This window comes from Micromonospora sp. ABR4_055, from assembly GCF_056160425.1.
Genome location: NZ_JBSWXD010000052.1, coordinates 19,265 through 39,709 on the forward strand (window position 1 = coordinate 19,265; position 20,445 = coordinate 39,709).

The window sequence follows — 20,445 nt, forward strand, 5'->3', positions numbered from 1 at the left end:
TCAGCCCAGCTCCTTGTCGATGAAGTCGAAGACGTCATCGGCACTCGCTTCCGCGAGCCGATCAACGACCGTGGTGACGGCGGGTCCGTCGACGACTTCGGTCAATCTGCTCACCAGCGACTGCAGCCTGCCGGTGATGCGGGTGCGCGCGATCTCGTCCGGTGTGAGGGGTCCGGCCAGGGCTTCCAGCCGGTCCAGCGTGGCCAGCACCGGCTCCGCCTCGGAACCCGGTCCGCACAGTTCGTCACGCAGGTAGCTGGCCAGCGCCGCCGGGGTCGCGTGGTCGAACACGACGGTCGCCGGCAGCCGCAGGCCGGCGGCCACGCCGAGCCGGTCGCGGAAGTCGACGGCGCTGACCGAGTCGAAGCCGAGGTCCTTGAAGTTGGTGCCAGGGGCGACGTCGGTGGCGTCGCCGTGGCCGAGGACCGCGGCTGCCTGTGCCCGTACCAGATTCGACAGGACCTGCAACTGGTCGCCGTCGTCGAGTCCGGCGAGCTGGACCACGAGCGTGCCGGCCTCGGCCGGGTCGACCGGCTGCCCCAATCCGGCGGTCGGCGGCAGCAGTCCGGCGACCAGCGGTCGGGGCCGGGCAAGCGTGTGGATCGGTCCGAACCTCGCCCAGTCGACGTCGGCCACCACCAGTGCGGCCTCCTCCCCGCCGGCTTCGACGAGCCGACCGGCGGCCAACCGTGGGTCGAGCTCACGGATGCCGAGTTGCCGCAGATGGGCGCTGGCCGTCTCGTCCACCATGCCGCCACCGGCCCAGGGCCCCCAGGCGATGGCAGTGGCCGGTCTACCGGCAGCCCTGCGGCGTACCGCGAACGCGTCGAGGAAGGCGTTCGCGGCGGCGTACCCGGGCTGTTGGGCGCTGCCCCAGATCGCCGCGCCGGAGGTGAACAGCACGAAGGCGTCCAGCGGCAGGTGTGCGGTCAGCTCGTCCAGATGCACCGCGCCGGAGATCTTCGCCGCTCCGGCGGCGGCGAAATCGGCGACGGTGAGCTGGGTGAGCGGCCGCTGCCCGTGCAGCGTGCCGGCCGCGTGGACCACCGCGGTCAGCGGCGGTACGGCCGGCAGCCCGTCGAGCAGCCGCCGCAGTGCCGCCCGGTCGGTGACGTCGCAGGCCACGATGCTCACCTCGACGCCGAGTGCGCGGATCTCGGCGGCCAGGTCCGCAGCGCCGGCCGCCTCCGGTCCACGCCGACTGGTCAACACCAGGTGCTCGGCGCCGTGCTCGGCGAGCCACCGTGCCACGTGCCGGCCGACGCCCCCGGTGCCGCCGGTGACCAGGACCGTGCCGCGTGGTCGCCATTCGGCGGTGCCGGGGTCACGCCCGGCACGCACCATCCGACGGGCGAAGGTGGCCGCCGGCCGGATCGCGAGCTGATCCTCCGGGCCGCCGGCCCGCAGCACCGCCACGCACCGGGCGACCGCTTCCCGGTCGGGCTGGGCGGGCAGGTCGATCAGACCGCCCCAGGTGTCCGGCTGGTCGATCGCCAGTCCGACACCCAGACCCCAGATCGCCGCCTGGTGCGGGTCGGCCGGGAGGTCGAACCGGTCCACCGCTACCGCCTGACGGGTGACACACCACAGGCGTGCCTCGATCCCGGCGTCGGCCAGTGCCTGGCAGAGCAGGACGGTTCCCCGGCTGCCACCGGTCAGGGTGGGGTGTGCCGGATCGGGGTCGTTGTGCGACGCGAGCAGGCTGAGCACGCCGTGCGGCGGGGCGGCGGCGGCGAGTGTGGTGAGCCGTGCGGCCAGGCTCTCCCGGTCACCGTCACCGACCTCGACGGTACGGACTCTGACGCCGTCGGTGGCGAGTTCGGCGACGAGCGCGTCGGACCAGGGATACCCGGCCGGTACGGCTACCAGCCAGTTCTCCTGACCCGGTCCGGGCGGGTCGAGCCGGCCCGGCGGGTCCGCCACCGGCTGCCAGCGCACCCGGTAGCGCCAGGAGTCGACCGGGGTCGGCTGATCCCCGCTGCCGCCCGGCTGTGCGGCGTCGGCCGGCTGTGCGGTGCCGGCCGTCGGTGCGGTGTCCGTCGACTGTTTCCCGGCCGCCGGCCCTGCCGGTGGCTCCGTCTGCGGCGTGTACGGGGCCGGCACCCACCAGAAACGTTGCCGTTCGAACGGATACGTCGGCAGTTCGACCGGCTCCGGCGTACCCCCCAGCACCGCCGACCAGTCCGGGGTGATGCCCCGCACGTGCAGTTCGGCCACGGCCCGCTGCAGGGTTTCCGGCTCGGGCCGGCCCCGGCGCAGCAGCGGCACCACCCGGACGTCAGGACTGGCGCCCAGGCAGCCGCGCATCGGACCGGTCAGCGCCGCGTCCGGCCCGATCTCGACGAAGGTGGTCGCGCCCAGCTCACGCAGCGCGGTCACGGCGTCGGCGAACCGCACCGGCTGACGGATCTGACTCGCCCAGTACTGCGCGGTCGCCAGCTGTGCCGACGCCGGCCGACCGGTGGCGGTGGACACGACCGGCAGTTGGGGCGGACGGAGGTCGAGAGTGGCCACGGCGGCCTGGAACTCGTCGAGCACCGGGTCCATCAACGGCGAATGGAACGCGTGCGACACCCGCAGCCAGATGACCTGCCGGCCGTCGGCGGCGAGCCGCTCGGTCACGGCGGTCACCGCCTCGCGTGGGCCGGACACGACCGCCGAGTCGGGGGTGTTCACCGCGGCGATCGCCGCCCCGCCGGTGAGCAGCGGGGTCACCTCGGATTCCGGCGCCTGGACCACCGCCATCGCGCCACCGGCAGGCAGCTTCTGCATCAGCGTTCCCCGGGTGACCACCAGCCGGCACGCGTCGTCGAGGGAGAGGACCCCGGCGGTGTACGCCGCGCTGATCTCGCCGACGGAGTGGCCGGCCAGCAGTTGGGGCCGGATCCCCCAGGCGGCGAGCAGCCGGATCAGCGCCACCTCGACGGCGAAGAGCCCGGCCTGGGCGTACACCGTCTGGTTGAGCGCCTGCTCGTCGCCGCCGTCGACGACCTGACGCAGCGGCCGGGGCAGCTGGGTGTCCAGCCGGTCGCAGACGTCGTCCCATGCCTGCGCGAAGGGCGGGTAGGCGGCGGCCAACTCGCGCCCCATCGCCAGCCGCTGCGCGCCCTGGCCGGTACAGACGAACGCGAGCTTGCCCGGCGCGGCGGACCCGGTGGCCACCGAGGCCGCCGTTGACGCGCGGGCCACAGCGGTCAGCCCGTCGACCGCCGCCGCCCGGTCGGCGGCGAGCACCACCGCCCGGTGTGGCAGGGCGGCGCGACCGGTGGCGAGCGTGCCGCAGATGTCGGACAGCGCTTCGTCGCCGGCGACCACCGGCAGCAGCCGCCGGGCCTGGCTGCGCAGCGCGGCGGCGGTCCGGGCGGACAGGACCAGGGGCAGCAGCGGGCCGGCGGTGCTCGGCGGTGCCGCTGGTGACGCCGACGGTGCTTCCTCGATGATCAGGTGGGCGTTGGTGCCGCCGAAGCCGAACGACGACACGCCTGCCCGACGCGGTTGGCCGTTCACCGGCCACTTGCGGGCCTCGGTGAGCAGTTCGACGTTGCCGGCCGACCAGTCCACCTGCGGGGTCGGGCGGTCGACGTGCAGGGTCCGCGGCAGCATCGAGTGCCGCATCGCCTGCACCATCTTGATGATCCCGGCCACCCCGGCGGCCGCCTGAGGATGCCCGAGGTTGGACTTGATGGAGCCGAGCCACAACGGTTGTTCGCGGTGCTGGCCGTAGGTGGCGAGCAGGGCCTGCGCCTCGATCGGGTCACCGAGCGTGGTGCCGGTGCCGTGGGCTTCGACCACGGCGACGTCAGACTCCCGCAGCCCGGCGTCACGCAGCGCCCGGCGGATCACCCGCTGCTGCGCGGGACCGTTCGGCGCGGACATGCCGTTGGAGGCCCCGTCGGAGTTGACCGCGCTGCCACGCAGCACCGCCAGCACCGGGTGCCGGTTGCGCCGGGCGTCGGACAACCGCTCCAGCAGCAGCAACCCGGCCCCTTCGGACCACGCCGCGCCGTCGGCCGCGGCGGCGAAGGACTTGCACCGCCCGTCCGGCGCGAGTGCCCGCTGCCGGCTGAAGTCGACGAACAGCTCCGGGGTGCCCATCACCGTGACACCGCCGGCGTACGCGAGGGTGCACTCGCCCCGGCGTAGCGACCCCATCGCCTGGTGCACCGCGACCAGCGAGGACGAGCAGGCGGTGTCCACAGTGACCGCCGGTCCCTCCAACCCCAGGTTGTAGGCGATCTGACCGGACACGAGGCTGCCGGTGGGGCCGCCACCGGCGTAGTCGTGGTACATCACTCCGACGAAGACGCCGGTGGACGTGCCGGCGAGCGAGGTCGGGTCGACGCCGGCCCGCTCCGCCGTCTCCCAGGCCACCTCCAGCAGCAGCCGCCGCTGAGGGTCGGCTCGCATCGCTTCCCGAGGGCTGATGCCGAAGAACGCCGCGTCGAACTCGGCCGCGTCGTAGAGGAACCCGCCGTGGCGTACGTAGCTGCGACCCGGCTGACCCGGCTGCGGGTGGTACAGCTGCTCGACGTCCCAGCCCCGGTCCGTGGGGAACTCCCCGATCGCGTCCACCTCGTCGGCGACCAGCCGCCACAGGCCCTCAGGTGACCGCACCCCACCGGGATAGCGGCAGCCCATCGCCACGATGGCGATCGGTTCCTGGTCACGTGCCTCGGCCGCGCGCAACTGCTGTCGGGTCTGCTGTAGCTCGCTGGTGGCGCGCCGCAGGTAGTCACGCAGTTCGTCGGCGGTCGCCATGGTCACTCACCCCCGTCCAGTCACGCCGAACTCGGTGTCGAGCGCGGCGAACAGCTCCTCGTCGCTGGCGGTACCCAGGTCCGGTGCCGCCGGCTGGCCGGCCGCCCCGCTGGCACGCCAACTGCGCAGCAGCGCCTCCAACCGGTCGGTGACCGCCTCCCGGTCGCTGACGGTCCCGCTGGCCGCCGTCAGCGTGGTCGCCAGCCGGTCGACCTCGTCCAGCAGTGGTTTCACCGGGTCCGTGGACGTCTCCAACTGCTGGGCCAGGTGCCGGGCGACGGCGACGGCGGTCGGCTGGTCGAAGACCAGTGACGCCGCCAGTGACAGCCCGGTCGCCGCCGCCAGGGCGTTGCGCAGTTCGACCGCGGCGAGCGAGTCGAAGCCCATGTCCTGGAAGGCGCGGTGCGGGTCCACCGCGTCCGGCCGATCGTGCCCGAGCGCGGTGGCGACGTGCCGGGTGACCAGAGCGAGCAATTGCTCGTCGCGTTGCGCGGGCGGCAGGTGGTGCAGCCGTAGCGTCGGCCCGGATCCGGCTGCGGGAGTCGTGCTGCGACTGACCCGCCGGGTCGGGCCGGCGACGCCGCGCAGCAGGGCGGGCAGGTCGTCGGCTGCCCGCTCGCGCAGCGCGACCGGATCGATCCGCAGCGGCGCCAGGCACGGCTCGGCACCGCGCAGCGCGGCGTCGAACAGGGCGAGCGCCCGGTCCACTGGCAACGCGGGCACCCCGAGTCGGTCCAGCCGTTGGCGGGCCGGCTCGTCGAGGCCGCCCGCCATGCCGGCCGGACCCGCCCAGGCTCCCCAGGCCAACGCCAACGCGGAAAGGCCGGTGGCCCGCCGGTGGGCGGCGAGGGCGTCGAGGAAGACGTTGGCGGCGGCATAGCCGCTCTGCCCCGCCGGCAGGACCAGGCCGCCGGCGGAGGAGAACAGGACGAACGCGGCCAGCTCGCGGTCACGGGTCAGTTCGTGCAGGTGCCACGCGGCATCTACTTTGGGGCGTAGGACCACGTCGACCTGGTCGGGTCGTTGGGTGACGATCAGCCCGCCGTCGGCGACTCCGGCGGCGTGCACCACCGCGCTCAGCGGGTGCGCGTCGGGAACACTGGCGAGCAGGGTGGCGAGCTCATCCCGATCGGCGGTGTCACAGGCGACCAGCCGTACCTGCGCGCCGAGCGCGGTGAGGTCGGCCCGCAGCTGCTGGGCACCCGCGGCCGCAGGTCCGCGTCGACTGGCCAGCAGCAACCGGCGTACGCCATGTTCGGTGACCAGGTGCCGGGCCAGCAGGGCGCCGAGCCCTCCGGTACCTCCGGTGACCAGGACGGTGCCGGCGCCGAACGCCGGCTGGCGCCCGTGCCCGGTGGGCACTTCCACCCGGCGCAGGCGAGGTACCCACGCCGCACCGGAGCGCAGCGCCACCTCGGGTTCGCCGGCGCTCGCTGCGGCGGCGACCTCCGCCATGGTCGTGGTGTCGTCGACGTCGACCAGGCAGAACCGTCCGGGATGTTCGGCGGCGGCGGCCCGGACCAGGCCCCAGAGTGGAGCGGCCACCATGTCCAGGTCCGTGTCGGCGGCCGCAGCAGCAGCCGTTGCCGTTGCCGGTTCGACCATGGCCGCTTCGCGGGTCACGACCGCGAGCCGGGAGGCGGCGAACCGCTCGTCGGCGAGCCAGGTGCGCAGGTCGGTGAGCACCTGGTGGATCAGCTCGCGGACAGCGGCTGGCACGTCGGGCACCGCCGGCGCATCGGCGTAGCGCAGCACGACCTGTGGTACCGGTCGACCGTCGTCCAGTGCGGCCGACAGCGCCGCCAGGTCGGTGACGTGCACCGCCGTCCCGGACGCGTCGACCGGTCCGGTCGCGGGCCCTCCGACGGTCACCGCGGGCGGTGCGGTCGCGGCGTCGAGCGTGAGACGGTCCCAGCCGATGCGGTACAGGGCCCCGGTCGTGGAGTCCACTTCGGCGGTGTCGACCGACGTGGGCCGGGCGAGCAGCGAGCCGACGGTGAGCACCGGTTCGCCGTCGGCGGCGGTGAGGGTGACGGACAGGGAACCGTCGGCCAGGTGCCGTACCCGGGCCTGCGCTGCGGCCGCCCCCGCCGTGTGCAACGCGACGTTGGTCCAGGCGAACGGCAGCCAGGCGTGGCCGTCGCCGGGCGCACCCCGCTCACCGGCTATCGCCGCGTGCAGGGCGCTGTCGAGCAGGGCGGGGTGGATCCCGAACCGGGTCGCGTCGGTGTGCTCGTGTTCGGGCACGGCGACCTCGGCGAACACCTCGTCGTCACGACGCCACGCGGCACGTGTCGCGCGGAACGCCGGCCCGTACTCGTAGCCGAGGTCGGCGAGTTCGTCGTACAGCTCGTCGACGGGCACGGTGCTGGCGCCGGCCGGCGGCCACGGAGCCCGCGGCCCGGTTGCGGCCAGGTTGGCAGCGCCGAGCAGGCCGCTGGCGTGGCGCTGCCATGGCTGGTCGGCCGCGTCGGTACGGGAGTACACCGCGACGGGGCGCCGGCCGGACTCGTCGAGGGCCCGGACGACGACGTGGACGGCGACCGTGCCGTGCTCAGGCAGCACCAGCGGACGTTCGCAGATCAGCTCGTCGATTCCGCTGGTTCCCGCCTGGTCACCGGCCCGGATGGCGAGCTCGACGAAGGCGGTGCCGGGCACCAGGACCCGACCGTGCACCACGTGGTCGGCCAGCCAGGGTTGCGCGTCGACGCTGAGGCGGCCGGTGAGATGGATCTCGCCGGAGTCGGGGGATTCGACGAGTGCCCCGATCATGGGATGTCCGGCGCCGGTGAGGCCGGCCGCGGCGAGGGTGTCGGGCAGCGGGAGCCGCCAGAAGCGTTCATGCTGGAACTCGCGGGTGGCCACCGCAGCGGTGTCGGCGGGGCTGTCGGGCGCCTGTTCCAGGATCACGTGGGCGTTGGTGCCGCTGAAGCCGAACGACGACACCCCGGCCCGACGCGGCCCACCCCTGTCCGGCCACGGCCGCGCCATGGTCAACAGCCGCACCCCACCCGCCGACCAGTCCACATGCGATGACGGCTCCGACACATGCAACGACCGCGGCAGCACCCCCGCCCGCAACGCCATCACCATCTTGATCACACCGCCCACACCCGCCGCCGCCTGCGCATGACCGATGTTCGACTTCAACGACCCCAACCACAACGGACGATCCGCGTCCCGACCCCGCCCGTACGTCGCCAGCAACGCCTGCGCCTCGATCGGATCCCCCAACCGGGTGCCCGTACCGTGCGCCTCCACCACATCGACGTCCACCGTCGACAACCCCGCCGCCGTCAACGCCTGCCGGATCACCCGCTGCTGCGCCGGACCGTTGGGCGCGGACATCCCGCTGCTGGCACCGTCCGAACCGGTCGCGCTGCCGCGCACCACCGCGAGGATCCGTCGACCGTTGCGCTGGGCGTCGCAGAGCCGTTCGACGGCGAGGACGCCGACCCCCTCGGCCCAGCCGGTGCCGTCGGCGTCGTCGGAGAACGGTTTGCACCGCCCGTCCGGCGCCAACCCACGCTGCCGACTGAAGTCGACGAAGACCTCCGGGGTGGACATCACCGTCACCCCGCCGGCCAGGGCCAGCTCGCACTCACCCGAACGCAACGCGTTGACCGCCAGATGCAACGCCACCAACGACGACGAACACGCCGTGTCCACCGCGACCGCCGGCCCCTCCAGACCCAGGTGGTACGCCACCCGACCGGAGACCGCGCTGCCCAGCCCGCTGCTTTCGGGGTAGTCGTGGTGCATCACCCCGGCGTAGACACCGGTACGACTACCCGCCAACGACGCCGGCTCCACCCCCGCCCGCCGCAACGCCTCCCACGACACCTCAAGAAACAACCGCTGCTGCGGATCCATCTCCCGCGCCTCACGCGGACCCACCCCGAAGAACCCCGCATCGAACCCCGCCGCGTCATACAGGAACCCACCACGACGCACATACGACCGCCCCACCCGACCCGGCCGAGGATCGAACAACGCCTCCGTGTCCCACCCCCGGTCCACCGGAAACTCACCAGTCGCATCCCCCTCACCCACCACCAGATCCCACAACCCCTCCGGCGAGACCACCCCACCGGGGAACCGGCACGCCATCCCCACGATCGCGATCGGTTCCCGGTCCCGCTGCTCGGCCGCGTCCAGCCGCCGACGCGTCTCCTTGAGCTCGGCGGTGGCGCGACGCAGATAGTCGAGCAACCGCGAATCATCGGCGGCCATCGCCGTCTCCCTTCGCCCGTGCCCCGGCGATCTCCTCGACGTCGGGCACGATGTCGCGCGGGCTGGGCGTGGCGAGCATCTCCTTGCGCAACTGCGTGGCGGCGTCGGTGAACGACGGTTCGTCGAGCACTCTGGCGAGCTGGGCCACGAGATTGCCGGGTTCGGCGACCAGCGCCGCGCCCCGGGCCGCCATCTCGCGCATGATGCCGGCCTCGCCCCAGATGTTCCCGGGCATTCCCACCTGCGGTACGCCGTGCACGACAGCGGCGTTGACCGTACCCATGCCACCGAGATGAACCACCGCCGCGCAGGTCGGCAGCAGCGCGTTGAGCGGGACGTAGTCGAACAGCCGCACGTTGTCCGGGATCGGCGTGCCCGGTGGGATCTGACTGGCGTTGAGGGTGGCGATCACCTCGACATCGAGGTCGGCGATCGCGGAGAGCAGACCGGCGGCACCGCTGTCGTCGGATTCGGCCGGGCCGAGCGCGCGCCGGGTCTGGCCCAGCGTGAGGCACACCCGCCGCCGCTTGGGCTTGCGGCGCAACCAGGCGGGGATCACACTCGGCCCGCTGTAGGGAACGTGCCGCACTGGCCGGTAGTCGACGTCGGCGCGCACCCGCAGGCAGGTGGGAATCGGCTCCAGGGTGGCCTGGCCGACCACCATCTCCTCGTCGAACTCGCGGCCGTAGCGGGCCAGCTTGCCGCCGAGGTAGTCGGCCAGCGGGTCGTCGGCGGCCGCCGCCGGATCGTCGCGGACCAGGTCGAGGAAGATCGCCCGCATTCGGGCCCAGTGGTCGGGTGCGGGGATGATGCGTACGTGCGGCAGGTCCGCCGCCCGGGCCATCACCGGCGCGGCGTAGTTGTGGGCGTCCCACAACACCAGGTCCGGCCGCCAGACCCGGGCGAAGTCCACCAGGTCGGACAGCATCGAGTCGCCCGCCATGTACTCACAGACCACCGAGGTGTACGCCCGGAACACCTCCCGCACGTACGGCAGGGTGAGCGTGGCCGGGTCGGTCTCGGTGATGTCGACGCCGAGCCCGTACGGGGTGTCCGAGGTGTCCAGGTTGCCACGGGCGGTCGGCAGCTCCTCGCCCACCGCCACCGCGGTCAGACCGGTCCGCTTGGTCTCCTCGATGAGATTGGGCTGAGTGGCGACGCACACCTCGTGGCCCGCCGCGCGCAGCGCCCAGGCGGTCGGCACGAGGTTGTACAGGTGCGAGTTGACGGCGGAGGTGGTCACCAGGACACGCATTGCCTTCTCCTGTTGCGTTCGATGGAGCGGACGGTCAGGCGGCCGCGTACACGGTGCGGTACCAGTCGACCGTCTGGTCCAGCCCTTCCCGCAGCGACCTCGGAGTGAAGTCGATGATCTCGTTGAGCTTGGTGACGTCGAGGGTCCGGCTGGGCCGGCCGCCGGAGCGGCTCAGGTCGGTGCGGATCCGTTCCGGCCGGCCGAGCGCGGCGCAGATCGTCCGGGCGAGTTCGAGCACCGAGACCGTTTCGGTCGTGCCGATGTTCATCGTGTGGTACTTGTTCACCTCGACCATGCCGAGAATCGCCCGGACCAGATCGGCGGCGTACATGTAGGTCCTGGTCTGGCTGCCGTCGCCCCAGATCTCGATCTCCTGACCTGCGAGGACCTTGGCGAACATGCTGGGTACCACCCGGTCGGTGTCCGGCTCGAAGTTGTCCCGCGGGCCGTACACGCTGGTGAGCCGGGGCAGGAAGATGTTCATTCCGTACTCCGCCCGGTACGCCTCGGCGAGGATCTCGGCGTAGTTCTTGGACAGGTAGTAGCCGTCGCGGGAGTAGTTCATCCGCTGCCGGAAGTCGTCCTCCTCAGGGATCGGGTCCCTCGTCGGCGACAGGTAGATGTCGCTGGAGCTGATCAGCACGACATCGGCGACGGTGCTCCGGCGAGCACAGTTGAGCACGTTGGACACCGAGCGCATGTTGGCGTCGAGGATGTGCGCGGGCCGGTCCAGGCGGACGTCCATCGGCCCGGACACCACCGCGCAGTGGACGACCGCGTCGACCGGCCCGGACAGCCCGGCGAACAGCTCCGCCAGTTGCGCCTCGTCGTGCAGATCGAGTCGCACCGGCCGCACATCGGCCGGCAGTTGACGCAGCACCCGCCGGTTGTCCCGCCGGTACGGCAGGGTCACGGTGGCGCCGGCGGCGACGAGTTCCTCCGCGAAGTGCGAGCCGATCAGGCCGAGCCCACCGGTGACGACGACGTTCTTGCCTGCCCAGTAGTTCCTTGCCACGGTAATCCTCTCCGTCGATCCGGCCGGTGCCGGGCGGTCAGCCGTTCCAGCTCCGGCACGATGTCGTGCGGGCTGGGGGTGGCCCGCAGGTCGTCGCGGAGCCGGCCGGCGTTGCGGGTGAAGGTCACGTCGGTGAGTAGCCGGTCGACCCGGTTACGCAGCGCGTCGACCGAGAGCTTGCTTTTCAACCCGTCACCGGCGAGCCGGTAGGGGTCCACGTACAGGCCGGCACCCTGGGTTTCCAGGTGCTCGCCAAACCCCATCTCGTCCCAGTAGCGGCCCGGCACGATGAGGTTCCGGACGCCGTGCACCAGGGCGTTGCCCAGGGTGCCGAATCCTCCGTGGTGGATGATGACCGAGCAGGTCGGTAGCAGTTCGTTCAGCGGGACGAAGTCGACCACCCGCACGTTGTCCGGCAGGGTGCCGACCGAGTCCAGCTGGGCGGTGTCCAGCGTGGCGATCAGCTCGACGTCGAGGCTCGCGACCGCCTCGATCAGCTCGTCGATGGCGAACAGATCACCACCCAGGCTCTCCCGGGCGGTCATGCCGAGGGTCAGGCACACCCGGGGCCGTCGTGGCGGCTCGTACACCCACGACGGGGCCGTGGTCGGACCGTTGTACGGCACGTAGCGCACCGGCAGATAGGGCAGGTCGACCGGGAACCGCATCCACGACGGCGTCGGATCGATCGTCCACTGGCCGGTCATCAGCTCACCGGCGGTACCCGGCTCCAGTTCGCAGCCGAACCGGGACAGCCGGCTGACCAGCCAGTCGCCGACCAGGTCGTCCCGGCGTTCCGGCGGCTGCTGGGCGAGCAGCTCGGCGTAGCGCAGATACATCCGGCCGATGTGGTCCAGGCCGAAGAGCATCCGGGCGTGTGCCGCGCCGCACGCCCGGGCCGCGATCGGGCCGACGTAGCTGAGCGCGTCCCAGATCACCAGGTCTGGCTGCCAGTGGCGGGCGAAGTCGACCAGCCCGTCGAGCATCGACCGGTTCCCGGTGAGGTGTTCATAGTGCAGGGAGCAGCCGACGGTGAAGGCACCGAGGACGTACTCCCAGGTGAGCTGGTCGGCCCGGGTCTCGGTCATGCCCGCGTTGATGCTCTGCCAGGTACCGGCGCTGGTGACGTGGTCGCCGCGGGCGGCCGCCTCGGCCGGCTCGACCTCGACGGTCTCGTCGCCCACCGCCGCCACCGGCAACCCGGTACGGGCGACGGCGTCCAGGATCTCCGGCTGGGTCGCGACGCACACCTCATGGCCGGCCGCCCGCAACGCCCACGCCAGCGGCACCATGTTGTAGAAGTGCGTCTTCGCCCCATAGACCGCGAACATCACGCGCATCGAGGTCCCCAACCGGTACGGTGGTCGATCGTGGAGGTCGGTCGTCGGTCTAGCTGCCGGCGCCGACCGGGGCGTCCCAGTCGATCCGGTGCCCGTACAGCCAGCTCATGTGTTCCAGGTCCTTCTCCGCGGCCTTCTGGTTGAACGCGATCGGCAGGAACAGGTCCCGGAAGACCCGCCCGACGCGTCCGTTGACCGCGATGGACCGGCTCGCCTCCCGACCGAACTCCACGACCTTCTCCACCCGGGGCCGGCGAATCTGCTCGTAGCGCGCGAGCGCGTCGGCGATGTTCGGCACGTCGCGCAGGCACCGGCCGAGCTCGACCGCGTCCTCGATCGCCATCGACACGCCCTGTCCGCCGGACGGCGACACCGCGTGGCAGGCGTCGCCGATGATCACCATCCGCTCGTTGCGCCAGGTCGGCACGGTCGGCAGGTCGTAGATCGGCCGGGGTGGGGTGATCTCCTCGGTGGCGTTGATGATGTCGATCGCGGCGCTGTCGTCGGCGGCGAACATGTCGAGCAGCTGGGCACGCCACTGCTGCGGGGCGAGCGCCGACAGCGTCTCCTTGGTGGGCTCCTCCGGCCAGGTCGGCGCGGCGTACCACCAGATGTCGCCGTTGGTGTGGTGGATGTAGCAGAAGAAGCTGCGCTTGCCGAGGTACATGAACTCGGTGCCCGGTTCGCCGGGGACGTCGACACCTCGGGCGTACCCGCTGGTGGTGACCATGCCGCCGAACCGCAGCGGCACGTCGCCGCCGTTGATCAGGCGGCGGACCACCGAGTGCGCGCCGTCCGCGCCGATCAGCAGGTCGCCCCGGGCCTCACTGCCGTCGGAGAAGTACGCGACGACACCGTCGGCGGTGACCTTGGCATCGGTCAGTCGCCTGCCGAACTCGATCTGGATGCCGCGCCCGATCGCCTCGTCGCGGAGCGCGTTGTACAGATCGGACCGGGTGATGGCCCGGGCCACGGTGCCGTCGGGCAGCGGGTTGCCGTTGCGCACCTCGGCCAGCACGCGGCCGCTTCCCAGGTGGTAGCGGTACATGGGGATGTCGAACCCGGCGGCGAGGTGGTCGACTCCAAGTTGCAGCAGAGCGTGGTACCCGTTGACGGCGAGCACGAGGTTCGCCCCGATGCCGTCGGCGGTCCGGTCGTACGCCTCGTACACGACCGGTTTGATACCGGCCTTCGCCAGCGCGATCGCGCTGATCGGTCCTGCCACACCGCCGCCGATGATCAGTGCAGTGGTCATCACGGTCTCCGTCCTGCGGTTCGGTGGACAGCCAGGACGCTGTCCGTGCAGCGGCTCGGTAAGACGAGGAAGCTGCGTCGTCAGTGTGTCGACCACCGGACGACGACACAGCCCCTAGCCGCCCCGGTCACCGGAGCGACCCGTAAGGGGTTGACGGTAGGGGTGTGCGGCGACGTAGACAGATGTCGCCTTGATGGTGCTGTCCACGACAGCGCCGGCGGATTCGGCGACGGTGATGCTCGCGCAAGCCCGACGACAGAGGTGTGGGATGGACTACGTAAGGCTCGGCCGGACCGCGTTGTCGGTGAGCCCGTTGTGCCTCGGCACACTCAACTTCGGTGTCCGCACCAGTGTCGACGAGGCGTACGACCTCATGGACGCGGCGCTGAGTCAGGGAATCAACTTCTTCGACACCGCGAACCACTACGGCTGGCAGGTACACCGGGGACTGACCGAGGAGATCATCGGCGACTGGTTCGCCAAGGGCGGCGGGCGGCGCGAGAAGGTGGTGCTCGGCAGCAAGGTGTGCAACTCGATGAGCGACTGGCCCAACGACCGCGGCCTGTCGATGCGCCACATCATCGCCGCCTGCGACGACTCGCTACGGCGGCTGAGGACCGACTGGATCGACGTGTACCAGATGCACCACGCCGATCCGCACGCCTCCTGGGAAGAGGTGTGGCAGGCGATGGAGCTGCTCGTCCAACAGGGCAAGGTCCGCTACGTCGGCTCGTCGAACTTCACCGGATGGAGCCTGGCCGCCGGGCAGGAACGTGCCCGGGCCCGGAACAACCTCGGCCTGGTGTCCGAGCAGTGCCTGTACAACCTGGTGAATCGGCAACCCGAGCTGGAGATCGTGCCGGCCGCCCAGGCGTACCAGATCGGGGTGCTGGCCTGTTCCCCGCTGCACGGCGGGCTGCTCGGCGGCGGGCTGCGCAAGCTCGCCGACGGCACCGCGGTCAAGACGGCACAGGGCCGGGCGATGGTCGCGATCGAAACACGGCGGGCGGACATCGCCGCGTACGAAAGTATCTGTGCACGAGCCGGATTCGACCCGGCGGAGCTGGCCCAGGCGTGGTTGCTGCACCGACCCGGAGTCACCGCGGTGGTCACCGGGCCACGCACGATGGCCCATCTGGACGCGGCCATCCACGCGCTGAAACTCGAACTCGACGACAACCTGCTCGCCGAGCTGGACCGGATCTTCCCGCCGATGGTCAGCCAGATCCCCCAGGCGTGGTGACCACTGTGACCAGACACCAGATCGACCCCCGGAAGGTCAGCGAGAGCGATCTCGCCCGCCACCTGCTCGCCGCCCGTGGCATCCAGTGGATGCGCGGCAACCGCGGCGACCCGTACGCGCTGATCCTGCGCGCCCAGGGAATCGACCCGCGTCGGCTGTTCCCGGCGTTGCGCGGCGCCCCGGCGCTACGCCAGAGCGAGACAGACGTCTGGGTCACCGTCGACCACGCCGCCGGCGCGTCGGTCCTGGCCGACGCGCGGCTGAAGCTGCGCGACCGGTCGGCCGACCGACGCCGCAAGCGGATCTTCTCGATCGACTCGCGCACCAGCCTCAAGCATGTGCTCTCGGTCGACGACGGCGTCTGCAGCCCGGAACGCGCCGACCAGGACCGGCTGGCCGCCCTCACCGCCGCGGCGATCGGGCCGCAGGCCATGCAGCGGCGACGTGACGACGTGACCCGGGTGTTCCGTGACGCGGTCAAGCGGTCCGGCGACCGGTTCGACCTGATGCGGGACTTCGCCCGGGTGGCGGTCGCCGACGTCCTCGGTGACCTGCTCGGCGTGCCCGAGGCGCAGCGGGACCGGTTCGCCGCCGCGCTGACCGGTGCCGGGTTCGCGTTGGACGCCGCGCTGTGCCCGCCGACGCTGGGCATGACCCGCACGCTGGTCGAGTCGTTCGACGCGCTGCGGGACCTGATCACCGCGCTGGTGGAGGTCCGCAGCGCCGCCGGGGCCGGCGGCGGTGTCCCGGACGGTACGGCCGATGGCGACGTGATCGGTACCGTGCTGACCGCCGGCGGTACGCCCGACGACGCGGTGGCCGCCGGGCTGATCACCGCCGTCGTGGGTGCGGAGATCACCGCGAACCTGATCGGCGCGGCGGCGTGCGCCCTGCTCGACGATCCGGGGCAGTGGCGGATGCTGTGTGACGACCCCGACCGGGCCGTCGCCGCCGTCGAGGAGACGCTGCGCCACGACCCGCCGGTACGGATCGAGAGCCGGATCGCGGCCGAGGCCGTCGAGATCGCCGGGCAGTCCGTGCCGGCTGGTGACCAGGTCGTCGTCCTGGTCGATGGCGCCAACCGCGACCCCGACGTGTTCACCGAACCCGACCGGTTCGCCATCGACCGGCCGCCGGCGTCGTCGGGCCATCTGTCCCTTTCGGCGGGCACCAGCAGCGCGCTCGTCGCCGCACCCGCACGGCTACTCGCCGAGGTGGCGTTGCGCACCCTCGCCACCCACGCTGCCGGGCTCCGCCCGGCGGGCGAGGTCGTGCGTCGTATGAGGTCTCCGGTCGTGCGCGGCATCGCGCGCTGCCCGGTTGAGGTCTGACCAGACAAGCAAAGGTGGGTGGAACGCCCTATGTCCACGTTGGTGTGGGACTACCTGGCGGAGTACGAGGACGAGCGCGAGGACATCCTCGACGCGGTCGACCAGGTGTTCCGATCGGGCAAACTCGTCCTCGGCAAGAGCGTGCTCGGTTTCGAATCGGAGTTCGCCGCCTATCACGGCGCGGCGCACTGTGTCGGGGTCGACAACGGCACCAATGCCCTCAAGCTCGGGTTGCAGGCGCTCGGCGTCGGTCACGGCGACGAGGTGATCACGGTGTCCAACACGGCCGCCCCGACGGTGGTGGCGATCGACGGCACCGGGGCCACCCCGGTCTTCGTCGACGTCCGTCGCGAGGACTACCTGATGAACGTCGATCAGGTGGCCGCCGCCATCACGCCGCGGACCAAGTGTCTGCTGCCGGTCCACCTGTACGGCCAGTGTGTCGACATGGCGCCGCTGGAGGCTCTGGCTGCCCGGCACGGGTTGACGATCCTGGAGGACTGCGCGCAGTCGCACGGTGCCCGGCACCATGGCCGGCTCGCCGGCAGCATGGGCAACGCGGCGGCCTTCTCCTTCTACCCGACGAAGGTGCTCGGCGCGTACGGCGACGGTGGTGCCACGATCACCTCCGACGACGAGGTGATGGGCAACCTGCGGCGGCTGCGCTACTACGGCATGCGGGAGCGCTACTACGTCGTGCAGGTCCCCGGCCACAACAGTCGCCTCGACGAGGTGCAGGCCGAGATCCTGCGGCGCAAGCTGGGCCGTCTCGACGACTACATCGCCCGGCGGCGGGCGGTCGCCCGCCGGTACGCCGAAGGGCTCGCCGACACCGATCTGGTGCTGCCGTCGTTGGCGCAGGGCAACGACCACGTCTACTACGTGTACGTGGTCCGGCATCCCCGGCGCGACCAGATCATCGAGGCGCTCAAGGCGTACGACATCCACCTCAACATCAGCTACCCGTGGCCGGTGCACACGATGACCGGCTTCGCCCACCTCGGCTACCAGACCGGCTCGTTGCCGGTCACCGAGGAACTGGCACACCAGATCTTCTCACTACCGATGTACGCCTCACTGTCCCTGGACATCCAGGACAAGGTGATCGACGCGCTGCGCGAGGTCCTGCGCACGCTCTGATCCGCGGCCTGGTTCCCCGGTTGGAGGAGCAGCCCATGACCGTCCCCCGAACGTATCCTGTCGACCTGCGCGGTCGGGACAACCCCGCGACACCCGCGCAGATCGCCGAGTCGGTGCTTTCCAGAGTCAGCCCGTTCGGCCAGCTGGAAGGCTTCTTCAGCTGGTTCTCGGCGCTGCGGGAGCACTCCTACACCGACGTCGAACGGATACCCCTGGACGAGATGCAGGGCTGGAACACCGATCCGGACAGCGGTGACATCGGCCACCGCAGTGGCAAGTTCTACACCATCCGCGGGCTGGACATCCAGGTCCCGGACGGGCCCGTGCCACAGTGGAGCCAGCCGATCATCCACCAGCCGGAGGTCGGCATTCTCGGCATCCTGGTCAAGAAGTTCGGGGGGGTGCTGCACTGCCTGATGCAGGCGAAGGTGGAGCCGGGCAACTGCAACGGGCTGCAGCTCTCCCCCACCGTCCAGGCGACCCGGAGCAACTACACCGGCGTCCACCAGGGCCGGTCCGTGCCCTACCTGGACTACTTCCGCGAACCGGCACGGCACCACATCCTGGCTGACGTACGGCAGTCCGAGCAGGGCTCCTGGTTCTACCACAAGCGCAACCGCAACATGGTCATCGAGGTGACCGAGGACGTCGAGCTGCTTCCCGGGTTCTGCTGGCTGACCCTGGGGCAGGTCCACGAACTGCTCGCCGTCGACGACGTCATCAACATGGACGCCCGCACGGTGCTGGCCTGTCTGCCGTTCTCCGGCAGCGGCCTGCTGACCGCCTTTCCGGACACGGCCGACAACTTCCGCGCGTCGCTGGTCCGCTCGTGCAGTGTCGAACACGGCAGCCGGCACACCACCAGCGAGATCCTCAACTGGCTGACCGATGTCCGGACCAGGGCCGAGGTGTGGACCACCGACGTACCACTGCGCGGGCTGCCGGGCTGGTCCCGCCAGGATGGCCTGATCAGCCACGAGAGCCGACGCTTCTTCGAGGTCATCGGAGTGCACGTCCGCGCCAGGGGGCGGGAGGTGGACCAGTGGAGCCAGCCGATGATCAGGCCGTGTGAGGAGGGGATCGCCGCGTTCCTGGTCGCCCGCATCGACGGGGTGCTGCACGCCCTGGTCAGGGCGATGGTCCAGCCCGGCTACAAGGACGTGGCCGAGTTGGCGCCAACGGTGCAGTGCGCCCCCGGCAACTACCGGGACCTCCCGGTGGCCGCCCGGCCACGGTTCCTCGACGTCGTGCTCGACGCCCACCCGGACCAGGTGCGCTACGACGTCACGCTCTCCGAGGAGGGCGGCCGGTTCTACCACGCCCGCAACCGCTACCTGGTGGTGGAGGTGCCGGCCGACCCGCAGTTCGACGAACCCAACTTCCGGTGGATGCCACTGCACCAGCTCGTCGACCTGCTACAACACAGCCACTACGTCAACGTCGAGGCACGCAGTCTGATCGCTTGTCTGCACAGCCTGTCCGGCGGATGAGCCGGGTTCCCCCAACCACGATCACGGAGAGCTGTGCGGTATGTCACCTTGTCGGGTCTGCAGCCATCCCATCCGGGAATTCTTCGATTTCGAGCGGCAGCCGCTGTCGTCGGCCTTTCCCCGACCGGGCGAGCTCGACCAGGAGTACTTCTTCCGCCTCGCGGTCGGCATGTGCGAATCGTGCACACTGGTGCAGCTCATCGACGCGGTACCGCCGGAGCGCGCCCATCACCAGGGCTACCCGTACCATTCGGCGGCATCGTCGGTGATGTGCAAGCACTTCGAGCAGACCGCCCGCCGGTTCCTGGAGACCGAGCTGACCGGCGCGGACCCGTTCGTCGTGGAGATCGGCGCAAACGACGGGGTGATGCTGCGGACCTGTGGGGACGCCGGCGTACGGCATCTCGCGGTCGAGCCGTCGGGAGCGGCCGGCGTACGGGCACACCGGGCGTTCTTCGACGTGGACTCCGCGACACGGATCCGCGACACCGACGGAACCGCCGACGTGGTGTACGCGGCCAACACCATCTGCGGGGTCACCGACCTGCGACCGGTCTTCGAAGGGTTGGGCCTGCTGCTCGCCCCGGACGGGGTCTTCGTCTTCGAGGACCCGTACCTCGGGGAGATCATCGATCGGACCAGCTTCGACCAGATCTACGACGAACACGTCTTCTTCTTCACTGTCCGGGCGGTCGGCGCGCTCGCCACCCGGTACGGGTTCGAGCTGGTCGACATCGAGCGGCTGCCGGTGCACGGCGGACAGATCCGGTACACAATCGCCCGACCGGGCCGACGTGCGCCGTCGCCGGCTGTCGCCGACGCGCTGCGCACGGAGCAGGCCCGCGGCCTGGCCGAGTTGGCCACCCTGGAGCGGTTCGCGGCCCGCGTGCAACGTATCCGCGACGACCTGGTCGCGCTGCTGCACGAGTTGCGCGCCGGCGGGGCGCGGATCGTCGGGTACGGAGCCACCGCCAAGAGCTCCACGATGGCGAACTACTGCGGGATCGGGCCGGATCTGATCCCGTTCGTCTGTGACACGACCCCGGCCAAGCAGGGCAGGTTGACACCCGGCTCGCACATCCCGGTCCGTCCGGTGGAGGCCTTCGCCGACCCGTACCCGGACTTCGCGCTGCTGTTCGCCTGGAACCACGCCGAGGAGATCATGGCGAAGGAGAGGGCCTTCCGCGAGGCCGGCGGCCAGTGGATTCTGTACGTGCCACAGGTGCACATCGTCTAGCGCCCACCGCGTCGAACGCCGGGCCCGACCTGACCTGGTCGGGCCCGGCACCGTGCACCCCACCGGGCTGGTCGGGCCCGGCACCGTGCGCCGCACCGGTTGTCGCACCCGGCGGACAAGGGGGGCGTCGCCCGCCGGCGTCGGGGGA

At 71.3% G+C, this 20,445-nt stretch carries 10 protein-coding genes and 1 pseudogene; 5 read left to right on the forward strand and 6 right to left on the reverse strand.

Annotation, left to right across the window (positions count from 1 at the left end; translation table 11 throughout):
* The 6 genes and pseudogenes from ACXAHD_RS14430 to ACXAHD_RS14455 form a co-directional block, all read right to left on the reverse strand.
* Positions 1 to 4,764, reverse strand: coding sequence for a type I polyketide synthase (locus ACXAHD_RS14430; protein WP_475051078.1), 4,764 nt, complete (start codon positions 4,762 to 4,764; stop codon positions 1 to 3).
* A gap of 272 nt (positions 4,765 to 5,036) precedes the next feature.
* A pseudogene (locus tag ACXAHD_RS14435) lies at positions 5,037 to 8,985 on the reverse strand (SDR family NAD(P)-dependent oxidoreductase); the annotation flags it as partial.
* Positions 8,978 to 10,246, reverse strand: coding sequence for an activator-dependent family glycosyltransferase (locus ACXAHD_RS14440; protein WP_281553683.1), 1,269 nt, complete (start codon positions 10,244 to 10,246; stop codon positions 8,978 to 8,980). The pseudogene ACXAHD_RS14435 and the gene ACXAHD_RS14440, both read right to left, overlap by 8 nt.
* Before the next feature lie 34 nt (positions 10,247 to 10,280).
* On the reverse strand, positions 10,281 to 11,261 hold the full coding sequence (locus ACXAHD_RS14445; RefSeq protein WP_281553682.1) for an NAD-dependent epimerase/dehydratase family protein: 981 nt from the start codon (positions 11,259 to 11,261) through the stop codon (positions 10,281 to 10,283).
* The gene (locus tag ACXAHD_RS14450; RefSeq protein WP_475051082.1) at positions 11,204 to 12,592 is read right to left on the reverse strand and encodes an activator-dependent family glycosyltransferase; all 1,389 of its coding nucleotides are present in this window, start codon (positions 12,590 to 12,592) and stop codon (positions 11,204 to 11,206) included. The genes ACXAHD_RS14445 and ACXAHD_RS14450 overlap by 58 nt, the downstream gene beginning before the upstream one ends.
* 58 nt (positions 12,593 to 12,650) lie before the next feature.
* Entirely contained in the window at positions 12,651 to 13,856 is a 1,206-nt protein-coding gene (locus tag ACXAHD_RS14455) for an FAD-dependent oxidoreductase (RefSeq protein WP_475051084.1), read from the reverse strand.
* A gap of 268 nt (positions 13,857 to 14,124) precedes the next feature.
* Between ACXAHD_RS14455 and ACXAHD_RS14460 the strand changes: the two genes are divergently transcribed.
* The 5 genes from ACXAHD_RS14460 to ACXAHD_RS14480 are packed head-to-tail and all read left to right on the forward strand — an operon-like array spanning position 14,125 to position 20,297.
* Complete coding sequence (locus ACXAHD_RS14460) at positions 14,125 to 15,099, forward strand: aldo/keto reductase (RefSeq protein ID WP_281553679.1); 975 nt, start codon at positions 14,125 to 14,127, stop codon at positions 15,097 to 15,099.
* Between the two features lie 5 nt (positions 15,100 to 15,104).
* Entirely contained in the window at positions 15,105 to 16,430 is a 1,326-nt protein-coding gene (locus tag ACXAHD_RS14465; protein ID WP_289212381.1) for a cytochrome P450 family protein, read from the forward strand.
* A 30-nt stretch (positions 16,431 to 16,460) separates the two neighbouring features.
* Positions 16,461 to 17,570 carry a DegT/DnrJ/EryC1/StrS family aminotransferase gene (locus ACXAHD_RS14470; protein WP_281553677.1) on the forward strand — a complete coding sequence of 370 codons (1,110 nt, stop codon included), beginning with the start codon at positions 16,461 to 16,463 and terminating at the stop codon, positions 17,568 to 17,570.
* Positions 17,571 to 17,605: 35 nt separating this feature from the next.
* Positions 17,606 to 19,060 carry an NDP-hexose 2,3-dehydratase family protein gene (locus tag ACXAHD_RS14475; protein ID WP_475051088.1) on the forward strand — a complete coding sequence of 485 codons (1,455 nt, stop codon included), beginning with the start codon at positions 17,606 to 17,608 and terminating at the stop codon, positions 19,058 to 19,060.
* 40 nt (positions 19,061 to 19,100) lie between these two features.
* On the forward strand, positions 19,101 to 20,297 hold the full coding sequence (locus ACXAHD_RS14480) for a class I SAM-dependent methyltransferase (protein WP_281553675.1): 1,197 nt from the start codon (positions 19,101 to 19,103) through the stop codon (positions 20,295 to 20,297).
* Positions 20,298 to 20,445 lie beyond the last annotated feature (148 nt).